Below are 13,041 nucleotides of genomic sequence, written 5' to 3'. Positions count from 1 at the left end.
GCCTAAAATTTGCGGTAACTTTTCATTGACTCCGTGGATTCCGCCACAGCCGTTACGCGTGCGTTTCGAAACGGGGCGGCCTGTACTGGAATGCGACAGAGGCGGCGGACGGAGGGTGAACAGGACCTTGCGACGGTCAACAGAGGGTTGCGAAAAGCCCTTGCGGGACAGGCTTAATCCGCAATTCACTGTCTTAAATTCATGATCTCTTTATTCTCTTATTTAAGCCGATCTTCAAACGGGCCCCCTTAAGTTGCACCTATCAGACGGGACACAAGTTTCGTCGAATAAGTGTCGATAAAAACGACAACAGGGGAAGTGTCATGATGAAAGCCGTCGCAACCGCGGCAGATACCGCAGAACGCGTCTCCGGCCAGCAGGGCTCGGTGCAGACGCTCTATCTGGAAGCTTTGACTCTGGTGGAGCGGCTGCATCGCCGCCTGCTCGACGTCATCAAGGACGAGTTCGATCGTCGTGGTCGCGCCGACATCAATTCGGTGCAGGCGCTCTTGCTCTACAACATCGGCGACAAGGAGCTGACTGCGGGCGAGCTGCGCACGCGCGGTTACTATCTCGGCTCCAACGTCTCCTACAATCTGAAGAAGCTCGTCGAGCTCGGCTTCCTCGATCATCAGCGCTCGCGCGTCGATCGTCGCTCGGTGCGCATCCGCCTGACCCCGCAGGGCCAGGAAGTCCGCCGCATCGTCGATTCTCTCTACCAGAAGCACGTCAAGACGGTGGAGCAGGTCGGCGGCATCTCGGGCGAGGAGTTCTCGACCCTCAACAAGTCGCTGCATCGGCTCGAGCGCTTCTGGACCGACCAGATCCTGTATCGTCTCTGAGTTCATTTCGACGGTAAGGCCAAGCCGGCCCATACAAGACCGGCAAACCTCCCGAACGTGCCTCACTTCCCCAAGCGCGCCGGCCCGGCTTTGCCCGGACCGGTGCGTTTTGCCATTTTTTGCAGTTGCGAAAAAAATCTCTGGCCGGGAGGAACGAGTTCCCGGCTCGGCGCTTATCCCCTCCGGATCGGAGGCTGACGATGCTGGTCGAGCGTGGCTTGGGGGCGATGAACGTGGAACTCGTAAGCGAGGCCTATGCCATCGCCGCGAATTATCTTCGCCGCTCCGGTGCGATTCCCGACAGCCTCGTCACCGACGAACACCTGCTCGAGATCGTCGTCAAACTGTTCCAGAACGGCGAATTCAACAAGATCAGGCTGGCCAACAAGGCCATCCTCAAGTTCGAGGCGCAGTCCGAGGCCAAAGCGGTTGCCTGATCAAAACTCCCAAACTCGGCAAGAACCAGAGGGTGCCATGGAAGCTGCCATTGACCGCATCATGCAGACCTATGACCTGCTCGCCAATCGCACCGCGGCGGCGAGCGAGGAGGCGCGTGCCAAGGTCACGAATTACCTGAATACGTTGATGGAAGCCGGCGAGAAGGACCCTCACAGGTTGACGGTGTGCGGCCTGACCTATCTGCGCCAGCTCGACGGCAGCGTGGACCCGGTGAAGGCGGGGTATACTGGGCTGTAATGGAGCTTGGCCGGCGCCATCGGCTGGCCGCGCGAGGCGTTTAAAGGTCCAAAGCGGACCTTTTTCGGGAAAGGATGCGACCAGGCGGTTCGACAGGACCGCCTGGCTCCTCCTCCAGGCGCCACCATATCTTGCATAAATATCAGCCCCGACCCGCAACTACTTGGCCGGGGGCGGGCAATGTGGTAGATCGCGCTCGCCGCTTCCGATCGCCACACCAGACCGCCCGTAGCCCGCTAAAAGGCTGCGGCGGTGGAGATATTCGCAAGATGACCTTCGCCAAGAACTCTGCAGCGTCCGCCTCCGCGCCCGATTCGTTTTTCACCGCCCCGCTCGACCAGGCCGACCCGGAAATCGCCGCCGCCATCAAGGGCGAGCTCGGCCGGCAGCGCCATGAGGTCGAGCTGATCGCCTCCGAGAACATTGTCAGCCGCGCTGTGCTGGAAGCGCAGGGTTCGGTGATGACCAACAAATATGCGGAGGGCTATCCAGGCGCGCGCTACTACGGCGGTTGCGAGTGGGTCGACGTCGCCGAGAACCTCGCGATCGATCGCGCCAAGAAGCTGTTCGGCGCGAACTTCGCCAACGTGCAGCCGAACTCCGGTAGCCAGATGAATCAGGCGGTGTTTCTGGCGCTGCTGCAGCCCGGCGATACCTTCATGGGTCTCGACCTTGCGGCTGGCGGCCATCTCACCCACGGCTCGCCCGTCAACATGAGCGGCAAGTGGTTCAAGGCCGCGCATTACACCGTGCGCCGCGAGGACCAGATCATCGACATGGACGCCGTGGCTAAGCAGGCCGAGCAGATCAAGCCGAAGCTGATCATCGCCGGCGGCTCGGCCTATTCGCGCGCCTGGGATTTCAAGCGCTTCCGAGAGATCGCGGACAGCATCGGCGCCTATCTGCTGGTCGACATGGCGCACTTTGCCGGCCTCGTCGCCGGCGGCGCGCATGCCTCGCCGGTGCCGTATGCGCACGTCACCACCACGACGACGCACAAGTCGCTGCGCGGCCCGCGCGGCGGTTTGATGCTGTGGAATGATGAGACGCTGACTAAGAAGCTCAACTCGGCGATCTTCCCGGGCCTCCAGGGCGGACCTTTGATGCATGTGATCGCGGCGAAGGCGGTGGCCTTCGGCGAGGCGCTGCGGCCGGACTTCAAGGTCTATGCGAAGAACGTCGTCGAGAACGCCAAGGCTCTGGCCGAGACGCTCAAGAGCCACGGGTTCGATATTGTCTCCGGCGGCACCGACAATCATCTGATGCTCGTCGACCTCAGGCCAAAAGGCCTGAAGGGCAACGCCTCGGAGAAGGCGCTGGTCCGCGCCGCCATCACCTGCAACAAGAACGGTATTCCGTTCGACCCCGAATCGCCCTTCGTGACCTCCGGGATTCGGCTCGGCACGCCGGCTGCGACCACCCGCGGCTTCGGTGTCGCTGAATTCCAGCAGGTCGGCGGCATGATCGCCGAGGTGTTGAACGCGATCGCGCAATCGTCCGACGGCAAGGCGCCGCTGGTCGAGGCCGCGATCAAGGAACGGGTCAAGGCGCTCACCGATCGGTTTCCGATCTATCAGTAAGGCTGGGCCAAGCGGATGCGCTGTCCGAACTGCAACAGTCTCGATACGCAGGTAAAGGACTCGCGTCCGACCGAGGACTCTTCCGTGATCCGCAGGCGGCGCGTGTGCGTCGCCTGCAATTTCCGCTTCACCACTTTCGAGCGCGTGCAGCTGCGCGAGCTCACTGTGATCAAGCGCAACGGCCGCCGCGTGCCGTTCGATCGCGACAAGCTGATGCGCTCGGTGTCGATCAGCTTGCGCAAGCGGCAGGTCGAGCCGGAGCGGGTGGAGAAGATGGTCTCCACCATCGTGCGCGAGCTCGAGACCGGGGGCGAAGCCGAAATCTCCTCCGAGGTGATCGGCGAGACCGTGATGGAGCATCTGCGCACGCTCGATGACGTCGCCTATGTGCGTTTCGCCTCGGTCTACCGCAATTTCCGCGAGGCCAAGGATTTCGCCGACGTGCTCGGCGAGCTTTCCGGCGAGGAGGAAGCGCGGCTCGCCGCGATCCGCAAATGATCTTCCGGATCCTGGAAGATCAGTTCGCGCAGAAGGCCCGCGAGTCCAAGGATGCCGATCGTCGCTTCATGCAGCTTGCGCTCGCGCTGGGACGGCGCGGGCAGGGGCGCACCTCGCCTAATCCGGCCGTCGGCGCCGTCATCGTCAAGGACGGGGTGATCCTGGGCCGCGGCTGGACTCAAGCAGGCGGGCGGCCGCATGCCGAACCTGAGGCGCTGCGGCGGGCCGGAGAGGCGGCGCGCGGCGCGACGCTCTATGTCACGCTCGAGCCGTGCTCGCATTTCGGCAAGTCGCCGCCATGCGCCGATGCGGTGATCGCAGCCGGCATCAAGCGCGTGGTGGCGGCGATCGAGGATCCCAATCCGGAAGTGGCGGGGCAGGGCCATGCGCGCTTGCGCGCCGCCGGTATCACGGTGGATGTGGGCCTGTGCGCGGCGGAGGCCGCGTTCGATCATGCCGGGCATTTCCGCCGTGTCCGCGACAAGCGCCCGCATGTAATCCTCAAGCTCGCGGTTTCGCCCGACGGCAAGATCGGCGCCGCCGGCGGCAAGCCGGCCGCAATCACGGGTGAAGCCGCGCGCAATCGCGTGCATCTGTTGCGCGCGCAGAGTGACGCCATCCTCGTCGGCATCGGCACGGTGCTGGCGGATGATCCGCAGCTCACCTGCCGCCTGCCCGGGATGGCGGCGCGCTCGCCGGTGCGAGTGGTGCTCGACCAGAGCCTGCGCATTCCGGCATCGAGCCAGCTGGTGCGTACCGCGCGCGAGACGCCGCTCTGGGTAGTGGGCTCCGAGCTCGCCGAAGCCGCAGCGGCGATGCGGCTCGGCGCTGCCGGCGCGCAGGTCATCCGCGTGCCGCGGGGGCACGCATCCGGGCTCGATCTTGCCGCCGTGCTGCATGCGCTCGCCGAGAAGGGCATCAGGCGGTTGATGGTCGAGGGCGGCAGCCGCGTTGCCGCGTCATTTGTGGCCGCCGACCTGGTTGACGAGATCTGGCTGTTCCGCGGAACGCAAGAGGTGGGCAGCGACGGCGTGGATGCGCTCGATGCATTGCCCCTGTCGAAAATCACGCAGTCGCAGGGCTTCCGCGTTCATGCTAGCGAGACATTCGACCACGATACCCTCACCGTCTATGAGCGCGCCTAACATGTTTACCGGCATTGTCACCGATATCGGCGAGATCGTCGGCTTTACGCCGACGGCGCAGGGCCAGTTGCACCGGCTGCGCATCGCCTGCCGTTATGATCAGGCCACCATCGCCGACGGCGCCTCGATCGCTTGCAACGGCGTCTGCCTGACGGTGGTTGCCTCGGGCGTGGACAGCGACAGAACCTGGTTCGACGTCGATGCCGCGGCCGAGACGCTGGCGCTGACGACCGCGAAGCACTGGAAGGTGGGCACCAAGCTCAATCTCGAGCGCGCGCTGAAGATCGGCGACGAACTCGGTGGCCATATTGTCGCTGGGCATGCCGATGGGATCGCGACTATCATCAGCCGCGAAGATTTGCCCGACATGGCGCGGTTCGAGCTCTCCACCACGCGGGAGCTGGCGCGGTTCATTGCGACCAAGGGCTCGATCACGCTCGACGGCGTGTCGCTGACGATCAATACGGTGAAAGACGTGACCTTTTCGGTGCTGATTATCCCGCACACGCTGACCGTCACAACGATCGGTGGCTGGAAGGCAGGTGCCGAGATCAATATCGAGGTCGACCTGATGGCCCGCTACGCGGCGCGGCTGACGGAAATGAAGTGATGGCGCAGAAAGTTCGTCGTGCGCGGGCTTGACCGGCGCATCCATGCTCTTAAGAGGTGCTTAGCCCGATGGATTGCTGGGTCAAGCCCGGCAATGACAAAGTAAGGTTGAACGATGGCAGACGCGCGGCGCGCACCCCTGAAGGACCAGACCGACATTTCCGGCGCGCGCGCGCTGATAGTCGAGGCGCGGTTCTATGACGACCTCCAGGACGCGCTGCTGGACGGTGCGGTGGCCGAGCTGAAGGCGGCCGGGCTGACGCACGACGTCATCACGGTTCCCGGCGCGCTGGAGATTCCAGCGGCGGTCGCGATCGCGATCGATGCCGCGGCGGCGAGCGGCAAGCCTTATGACGCGGTGATCGCACTTGGCTGCGTGATCCGCGGCGACACCATTCATTTCGAGATCGTTTCGGAGGAATCCTCCCGCGCGCTGATGGACCTCGCGGTGTCGCGAAAACTGCCGCTCGGCAACGGCATCCTCACCGTCAACACCGAGGCGCAGGCCTGGGCGCGGGCGCGCGCCAGCGAGCTCGACAAGGGCGGCGATGCCGCACGCGCGGCACTTGCGATGCTGCGCATCAAGCGCCGGCTGGCGCGGGTTTGATCATGGTCGACAACAGCAAAAAGCCGCCGGCTGGCGCAGAGAAAAAGGCGAACCGGCGCGGTGCGGCGCGGCTCGCGGCCGTGCAGGCGCTGTACCAGATGGATATCGGGGGCGCCGGCATCAACGACATATTTGCAGAGTTCGAGAGCCACTGGCTCGGCAACGAGGTCGAGGGCGACACTTATCTGCCGGCGGAAGCGGCCTTCTTCCGCGACGTCGTCTCGGGGGTGGTGCGCGACCAGAAGAAGCTCGATCCCCTGATCGACGAGGCGCTGTCGAAGGGGTGGCCGCTGAAGCGCATCGAGGCGATTTTGCGCGCGGTGCTGCGGGCAGGGGCCTATGAACTGGAGCACCGCAAGGACGTGCCGGGCCGGGTCATCGTCTCCGAATATGTTGACGTCGCCAACGCCTTCGTCGACCGTGAGGAGACCGGCATGGTGAACGCGGTGCTCGACCAGATCGGCCGCCAGTTTCGCGGTGACGAGTTCGGGCGGGGGTAGGGCGAGACGATGACTTTGGCCGTAGCCGTCATCCTGAGGTGCCGTAGCGAAGCGGAGGCCTCGAAGGACGACGGCGTGCCGCTAAGGTTGCGCCTCGGCCGTGCATCCTTCGAGGCTCGCAAGGGCTCGCACCTCCAGCGAGAATGGCTTCGCCATTGCGCAGGGATGACGGGTCAGCTGCCGTGACACAGGATCAAAGACAGATCTCCGGCGAAGACTCCCTCATCGCGCGCTATTTCAAGCCGCTGGCGACTGATCCCGGCGCGTTGGGGCTGGTCGACGACGCCGCCATCCTGCGATCGCTCGGCGAGGACATCATTGTCACCACCGATGCCGTGGTCGAGGGTGTGCATTATCTTGCCGGTGATCCGCCCGAGACCATCGCGCGCAAGGCGCTGCGGGTGAATTTGTCCGATCTTGCCGCCAAGGGCGCCGTGCCCGCCGGCTTCGTGCTGACGCTGGCGTTGCGCAGCACGGAGGACGCCTGGCTCAGTCCGTTCGCGGACGCGCTGGGCGAGGATGCCAGGACCTTCGGATGCCCGCTGCTTGGTGGCGACACGGTGTCGACGCCGGGACCGCAGATGATCTCGATCACCGCCTTCGGCCGCGTACCCCACGGGCGGATGGTCGGCCGCACTGGCGCAAGGCCGGGCGACCGCATCCTGGTGACAGGCACGATCGGCGATGCCGCGCTCGGCCTCGACGTGCTCACGGGCGGTGCGGTGGCTGCAGCACTCGCCTCCGACCCGCATGCGCGGGAGATGCTGGTCTCGCGCTATCGCGTGCCGCAGCCACGCAACGTGCTGGCGCAGGCCGTGCGCAACCACGCGACGGCTGCGATGGACGTTTCCGACGGGCTCGCCGGCGATCTGACAAAACTCTGTGCGGCATCGGGCGTCTCGGCCGCAGTGGACGTAGCAAGTGTGCCACTCTCGGCTGCTGCGGCAAGCCTGGTCGCGCGCAACGCTGTTTGCGTTGAGACGCTGCTGGCCGGCGGCGACGACTATGAGGTGCTGTGCACCGTTCCGCCGGCGCAATGCGGCGCCCTGATCGCCGCGGGGCAGGCGGTCGGCATCGGCGTCACTGCAATCGGCACGATCGTCGAAGGCGGTGAGCGTCCACGCTTCCTGGACGGGCAGGGCAAGGAACTGGCCTTGAAGCGGCTCTCGTACAGCCACTTCTAGGAATCGCTCAAATCCGGCACTCGCGCCCTAAATACCTGCCGAGATCGGCTTTTTCGGCCGCTTACGGCGTTGCGCCCGCATTCTGATTTTGGCAAGCTTGCGACCGATCAGGGCCGCCCCTTCGGGTAGGGGGCGGCCCTGTTCAACATAAAGGCGCCGCACCGCACGACGGACAATAAAAGGCGCCGGGGGTACATCAAGGGATCTGAGGCAAAAAATCACATGACAGCATTATGGTTGATTGTGCTCTGCGGAGTGCTTTCCGTCGTCTACGCGATCTGGGCGACGTCTTCGGTGTTGAGTGCGGATGCGGGGTCACCGCGCATGCAGGAGATCGCGGGAGCGGTGCGCGAGGGCGCGCAGGCCTACCTGCGGCGCCAGTACACCACGATCGGTCTCGTCGGCATCGTCATCTTCGTGCTGCTTGCCTATTTCCTCGGGATCTATGTCTCCATTGGTTTCGCCATCGGCGCCATCCTGTCGGGGGCGGCCGGCTTCATCGGCATGAACGTCTCGGTCCGCGCCAATGTGCGCACCGCCCAGGCCGCGACGACGTCGCTCGCCGGCGGCCTCGAACTCGCCTTCAAGGCGGGCGCGATCACCGGTATGCTGGTGGCGGGTCTCGCGCTGCTCGGCGTGACCCTCTATTTCGGCTTCCTGGTCTATTCGCTGAAGCTCGCGCCTGACAGCCGTGTCGTCGTCGATGCCATGGTGGCGCTCGGATTCGGCGCCTCGCTGATCTCGATCTTCGCCCGTCTCGGCGGCGGCATCTTCACCAAGGGTGCGGACGTCGGCGGCGATCTCGTCGGCAAGGTCGAGGCCGGCATTCCCGAGGACGATCCGCGCAATCCGGCAACCATCGCCGACAACGTCGGCGACAACGTCGGCGACTGCGCCGGCATGGCGGCCGACCTGTTCGAGACCTATGCGGTGACGGCGGTCGCCACCATGGTGCTCGCGGCGATCTTCTTCGCCAAGACGCCGATCCTCATGACCATGATGACGCTGCCGCTCGCGATCGGCGGTATCTGCATCATCACCTCGATCATCGGCACCTTCTTCGTCAAGCTCGGGCCGAGCCAGTCGATCATGGGCGCGCTCTACAAGGGCTTGATCGCAACCGGTGTGCTGTCGCTGATCGGCATCGCCGGCGTGATCTACAGCCTGATCGGCTTCGGCAAGCTCGCTGGTGTCGAGTATACCGGCATGTCCCTGTTCGAGTGCGGCATCGTCGGCCTCGTCGTCACCGCGCTGATCATCTGGATCACCGAATACTACACCGGCACCGACTATCGCCCGGTGAAGTCGATCGCCCAGGCCTCGGTGACCGGCCACGGCACCAACGTGATCCAGGGCCTCGCCGTCTCGATGGAGGCAACCGCGTTGCCGGCGCTCGTCATCATCGCCGGCATCCTCGTCACCTACAGCCTCGCTGGCTTGTTCGGCATCGCGATCGCGACCGCCACCATGCTTGCGCTCGCCGGCATGGTGGTCGCACTCGATGCGTTCGGGCCCGTGACCGACAACGCCGGCGGCATCGCCGAGATGGCGGGCCTGCCGAAGGAGGTGCGCAAGTCGACCGACGCACTCGACGCGGTCGGCAATACCACCAAGGCGGTGACCAAGGGCTATGCGATTGGCTCCGCCGGTCTCGGCGCGCTGGTGCTGTTCGCGGCCTACAACCAGGACCTCAAGTTCTTCGTTGCGGACTCCGCGCATCACCCCTATTTCGCCGGCGTCAATCCGGACTTCTCGCTCAACAACCCCTACGTGGTGGTGGGCCTGCTGTTCGGTGGTCTGCTGCCGTATCTGTTCGGCGCGATGGGCATGACGGCCGTGGGCCGTGCGGCCAGCGCGATCGTCGAGGAGGTGCGGCGCCAGTTCCGCGAGAAGCCGGGCATCATGAAGGGCACCGACAAGCCGGATTACGGCAAGGCGGTCGACCTGCTGACCAAGGCGGCGATCAAGGAAATGATCATCCCCTCGCTCTTGCCGGTGCTGTCGCCGATTGTCGTCTACTTCCTGATCTACGCGATCGCGGGCGGCGGTGCGGCCGGCAAGTCGGCGGCGTTCTCGGCCGTCGGCGCGATGCTGCTCGGCGTGATCGTGACCGGCTTGTTCGTCGCGATCTCCATGACCTCGGGCGGCGGCGCCTGGGACAACGCCAAGAAGTACATCGAGGACGGCCATTTCGGCGGCAAGGGCTCGGACGCCCACAAGTCGGCGGTGACGGGGGACACCGTCGGCGATCCCTACAAGGATACGGCCGGTCCGGCGGTGAATCCGATGATCAAGATTACGAACATCGTAGCGCTGCTGCTGCTGGCGATCCTCGCACACTGAGCGGCGAAGCACGTTCAAGACAAAACCCCGCGGCGCAAGCCGCGGGGTTTTTGTTTGACGGGCTGTGATCTCTCACCACGTCGTTGCGAGCGTAGCGAAGCAATCCAGTGTCTTTCCGCGGAGGCAGTCTGGATTGCTTCGCTGCGCTCGCAATGACGGAGGTCGTGGTTTAGCGTTCGCGCAGTCGCCTACTGCACATCCATCTGCAGCCCTTCCTTCTGGATGATGCCGGCGAACTTCTTCGTCTCGGCATCGAGGAAGTCGGAAAACTGCTGCGGGGTGCCGTAGTCGGCGCGGGCGCCCATCGCGAGGATGTTCTTCTTGATGTCGTCGCGCTCGAGCATCGCCTTGACCTGGAGGTTCAGCGCTTCGAGGACCGGAGCGGGGACGCCCTTCGGCAGGAACACGGCGAACCATGATGACACGTCGAATTTGGCCAGTTCCGGCGCGCTCTCGCGCATGGTCGGCAGGTTCGGCGCGAGGTCGCTGCGCTCCGGCGTGGTGACGCAGAGGCCGTTGAGCGTGCCGTTCTGCACCTGCGGCAGGCTCGGATAGAGATTGTCGAACAGGATCTGGATGTCGCCGGCCAGCGCGGCCTGGAGCGCCGGGCCGGCGCCGCGGAATGGAATGTGCGTCATCTTCAGCCCGGTGAGCTGCAAGAACCAGGCGCCGGTGAGGTGAGGGCTTTGGCCGACCCCAGAGGAGGCGTAGCTGAGCTTGTCCGGGTTGGCCTTGAGGAAGGCGATCAGCTCAGCGATCGACTTGATGCCGGTCTTCGGATGCGCCGAGACGATGTTCGGGATCCGGATCATGTTGGAGACCGGCTGGAGCTGGTCCTGCTTGTAGTTCAGGTTCTTGAAGATGCTGTAGGCGATCGCATTCGGACCGGGATTGCCGATCAGGATGGTGTGCCCGTCAGGCTTGGCGCGGACTACCTCCGCCGTGCCGATCGTGCCGCCGCCGCCGGAGCGGTTTTCCACGACGGCGGATTGTCCCCAGGCAGTTTGCAGATGGGCGGCCAGCAGCCGGCCCATCACGTCAGTCGAGCCGCCGGCCGCGGCTGGCACGACGATGCGCACGTTCTCGGTGGGCTTCCAGTCGGCAAGACTCGTGCGCGGCAGGATGGCTGCGGCGGAAAGGCCGGCAACGCCAGTGAGTATGCGACGACGGGACATCAAAGTTTTGGGCACGAATCCACTCCCCAGCTTCTTGCTTTGCAGCCGAGCGTAGGGAAGGCGACGTGCGACGGCAAGTCGCGCGGGGCGGCACGACGCCGCAGGCTGAAGGCTCAGTTAAAGCTGAGCAGCTTGAAGATGGGTGTGAGGTAACTCATCTCCTGGCCAGACGTTGGCGTCGTCCGGCTAATGAAGTCGAAGATCTTGCCGTCCTGGAGGCCGTAATTCGCAAGCCGGCGCACGCGCCGGTTCTTGTCGAAATAGATCGCGATGACCCGCTGGTCGACCACCTTCTGGTTCATGAAGGCCACCATGCGCTCCGAGCGCTGCGAGATGTAGTAAAACACCTCGCCGTCGAGTGTCGCGACGGTGGAGGGCGTGCCCATCACGATCAGCACCTGGTCCTGGCTCGCGCCGATCGGGATCTGCTCGAGCGCGCCGGCCGGCAGGATGTAGCCCTTCTGGAATTGCTCGCCGGTGCACCCGGCGAGCGCCGTCCCGATCACGGCTGCGGCCACGACCATGCGCCAGCACGCAAGAATGCCGCGCTGCTTGTGCGCGCGCAGGCTGTTTTGATTAGCTATCGTCATTGCGGAACCGATTCCGTCCCCTTGCGTCGCGCGAGGCGCTGAAGTACCGGGCGGAGGCTCTGAATGCAACACGCGCGCGCCCGCTTGCGGAAACCACAATGCTTTGGCCGTTCAATCACTTCAGGAAACCCCGGCTCGCCCCGCGCGGCACCATTGAGGCCATCTATGGCATGATCGTGACGCAGGCGCGAGAACCCATATTTTACCGCGACTTGGGCGTGCCCGATACGGTTAATGGGCGTTTCGACCTGTTGCTGCTGCATTTGTGGCTGTTGCTGCGACGCCTGCGCACTGTTTCGGGCGGCGCGGAGCTGTCACAGGCGCTGTTCGACCGCTTTTGCGAGGACATGGACGACAATCTGCGCGAGATGGGGGTTGGCGACCAAAGCGTGCCGAAGCGGATGCGGGCCTTCGGCGAGGCCTTTTACGGCCGGGCGAAGGCCTATGACGAGGCGATGGAGGATGGCGGCGAGGCGCTGGCATCCGCCATCTGCAAGAATATCTTGAACGGTGCTGGAATGGATCAGGCGCGGCAGCTGTCGGCTTACGCCCAGGCAACGGCGGCCGATTTGGCCCGGACCAGTGAGGCGGCGCTTCTGGACGCCACCTTTGTGTTTCCACCGGCGCTTCCCGAGGATGTCACGCCATGAGCCGACCCACTGCCGGACCAGACCCTTGGCGGGTCCCCATTACCGTCGCGCACGTCCCCGACACAGGCCTGCATCGCAAGCTTGAGGCTTCCGCTGCCGAGCGGCAGGCGATGGCTGAACTCGCCGGGCTGCGCGAGATCCTGTCCGCCCAGGCGGCCTTCGACGTCACGCCGAAAAGCGGAGGCCGTGTCCATGTCACGGGCTACGCGCGGGCCCGAGTCGGCCAGACCTGCGTGGTGACGCTCGATCCGATCGAGAACGAGATCGACGAGGAGATCGACCTGATGTTCGCGCCTGAGGCCGAGGTGCGGCGGCTGGCCGACCTGATCGAGGAGGGGCAGGATAACGAGGAGCCGCCCGAAATTGCCGATCCGCCGGAGGCGATCGTTGGCGGCATCATCGATCTTGGCCGGCTCGCCACCGATGCGCTGTTCCTGGCGATCGATCCCTATCCGCGCAAGTCCGGCGCGGTGTTCGAGGCTGAGGTCACGACCTCCGATCCCGGTGATCATCCGTTTGCGGTGCTAAAAGCGCTCCAGGACAAGAAGAAAGACGAATAGGCGGCCATCCTGTGCGAGGTCGTTTCTGCGACGGAACGCGAAGCGTTTGCCTGGATGGTTTG

15 protein-coding genes are annotated in these 13,041 nt (G+C 64.6%); 13 read left to right on the top strand and 2 right to left on the bottom strand.

What is annotated here, in order from left to right; all coding sequences use genetic code 11:
• Positions 1 to 323: 323 nt before the first annotated feature.
• From ldtR to FXV83_RS10650, 11 genes are all read left to right on the top strand, one after another.
• A complete protein-coding gene (ldtR, locus tag FXV83_RS10700; RefSeq protein ID WP_007603420.1) occupies positions 324 to 842 on the top strand; it encodes a transcriptional regulator LdtR in 519 nt (172 codons plus the stop codon).
• Positions 843 to 1,042: 200 nt separating this feature from the next.
• Positions 1,043 to 1,279 (top strand): hypothetical protein, encoded by a 237-nt coding sequence (locus FXV83_RS10695; RefSeq protein WP_148739134.1) that lies wholly within the window; start codon positions 1,043 to 1,045, stop codon positions 1,277 to 1,279.
• A gap of 37 nt (positions 1,280 to 1,316) precedes the next feature.
• Positions 1,317 to 1,538 (top strand): hypothetical protein, encoded by a 222-nt coding sequence (locus tag FXV83_RS10690; RefSeq protein ID WP_014494771.1) that lies wholly within the window; start codon positions 1,317 to 1,319, stop codon positions 1,536 to 1,538.
• 269 nt (positions 1,539 to 1,807) lie between these two features.
• A complete protein-coding gene (glyA, locus tag FXV83_RS10685) occupies positions 1,808 to 3,118 on the top strand; it encodes a serine hydroxymethyltransferase (RefSeq protein WP_148739133.1) in 1,311 nt (436 codons plus the stop codon).
• Positions 3,119 to 3,133: 15 nt separating this feature from the next.
• Entirely contained in the window at positions 3,134 to 3,616 is a 483-nt protein-coding gene (gene nrdR, locus FXV83_RS10680; RefSeq protein ID WP_007603426.1) for a transcriptional regulator NrdR, read from the top strand.
• Positions 3,613 to 4,761, top strand: a complete 1,149-nt coding sequence (gene ribD, locus FXV83_RS10675; RefSeq protein ID WP_148739132.1) for a bifunctional diaminohydroxyphosphoribosylaminopyrimidine deaminase/5-amino-6-(5-phosphoribosylamino)uracil reductase RibD — start codon at positions 3,613 to 3,615, stop codon at positions 4,759 to 4,761. The genes nrdR and ribD overlap by 4 nt, the downstream gene beginning before the upstream one ends.
• 1 nt (position 4,762) lies before the next feature.
• On the top strand, positions 4,763 to 5,371 hold the full coding sequence (locus FXV83_RS10670; protein WP_148739131.1) for a riboflavin synthase: 609 nt from the start codon (positions 4,763 to 4,765) through the stop codon (positions 5,369 to 5,371).
• Positions 5,372 to 5,485: 114 nt separating this feature from the next.
• Positions 5,486 to 5,977, top strand: a complete 492-nt coding sequence (gene ribH, locus FXV83_RS10665) for a 6,7-dimethyl-8-ribityllumazine synthase (protein WP_148739130.1) — start codon at positions 5,486 to 5,488, stop codon at positions 5,975 to 5,977.
• Positions 5,978 to 5,979: 2 nt separating this feature from the next.
• A complete protein-coding gene (nusB, locus tag FXV83_RS10660; RefSeq protein ID WP_148739129.1) occupies positions 5,980 to 6,477 on the top strand; it encodes a transcription antitermination factor NusB in 498 nt (165 codons plus the stop codon).
• 182 nt (positions 6,478 to 6,659) lie between these two features.
• Entirely contained in the window at positions 6,660 to 7,661 is a 1,002-nt protein-coding gene (gene thiL / locus FXV83_RS10655; protein ID WP_235939369.1) for a thiamine-phosphate kinase, read from the top strand.
• 222 nt (positions 7,662 to 7,883) lie between these two features.
• Positions 7,884 to 10,004, top strand: a complete 2,121-nt coding sequence (locus FXV83_RS10650; protein ID WP_148739127.1) for a sodium-translocating pyrophosphatase — start codon at positions 7,884 to 7,886, stop codon at positions 10,002 to 10,004.
• A 188-nt stretch (positions 10,005 to 10,192) separates the two neighbouring features.
• Here FXV83_RS10650 and FXV83_RS10645 read toward each other — a convergent pair whose 3' ends face one another.
• Positions 10,193 to 11,194: a Bug family tripartite tricarboxylate transporter substrate binding protein gene (locus FXV83_RS10645; protein WP_148739126.1), complete on the bottom strand. Its 1,002-nt coding sequence runs from the start codon at positions 11,192 to 11,194 to the stop codon at positions 10,193 to 10,195.
• A gap of 98 nt (positions 11,195 to 11,292) precedes the next feature.
• On the bottom strand, positions 11,293 to 11,769 hold the full coding sequence (locus FXV83_RS10640) for an outer membrane protein assembly factor BamE (protein ID WP_187435816.1): 477 nt from the start codon (positions 11,767 to 11,769) through the stop codon (positions 11,293 to 11,295).
• A gap of 98 nt (positions 11,770 to 11,867) precedes the next feature.
• Between FXV83_RS10640 and FXV83_RS10635 the strand changes: the two genes are divergently transcribed.
• Positions 11,868 to 12,419 carry a ubiquinol-cytochrome C chaperone family protein gene (locus FXV83_RS10635; protein ID WP_148739124.1) on the top strand — a complete coding sequence of 184 codons (552 nt, stop codon included), beginning with the start codon at positions 11,868 to 11,870 and terminating at the stop codon, positions 12,417 to 12,419.
• Positions 12,416 to 12,979: a YceD family protein gene (locus tag FXV83_RS10630; RefSeq protein WP_148739123.1), complete on the top strand. Its 564-nt coding sequence runs from the start codon at positions 12,416 to 12,418 to the stop codon at positions 12,977 to 12,979. The genes FXV83_RS10635 and FXV83_RS10630 overlap by 4 nt, the downstream gene beginning before the upstream one ends.
• Positions 12,980 to 13,041: the final 62 nt, after the last annotated feature.

The sequence above is a fragment of the Bradyrhizobium hipponense genome (genome assembly GCF_008123965.1).
In the GTDB taxonomy this organism is placed as follows: Bacteria; Pseudomonadota; Alphaproteobacteria; order Rhizobiales; family Xanthobacteraceae; genus Bradyrhizobium; species Bradyrhizobium hipponense.
Note: the sequence above shows the minus strand (reverse complement) of the source record. Positions and strands in the feature narration are given on the sequence as shown.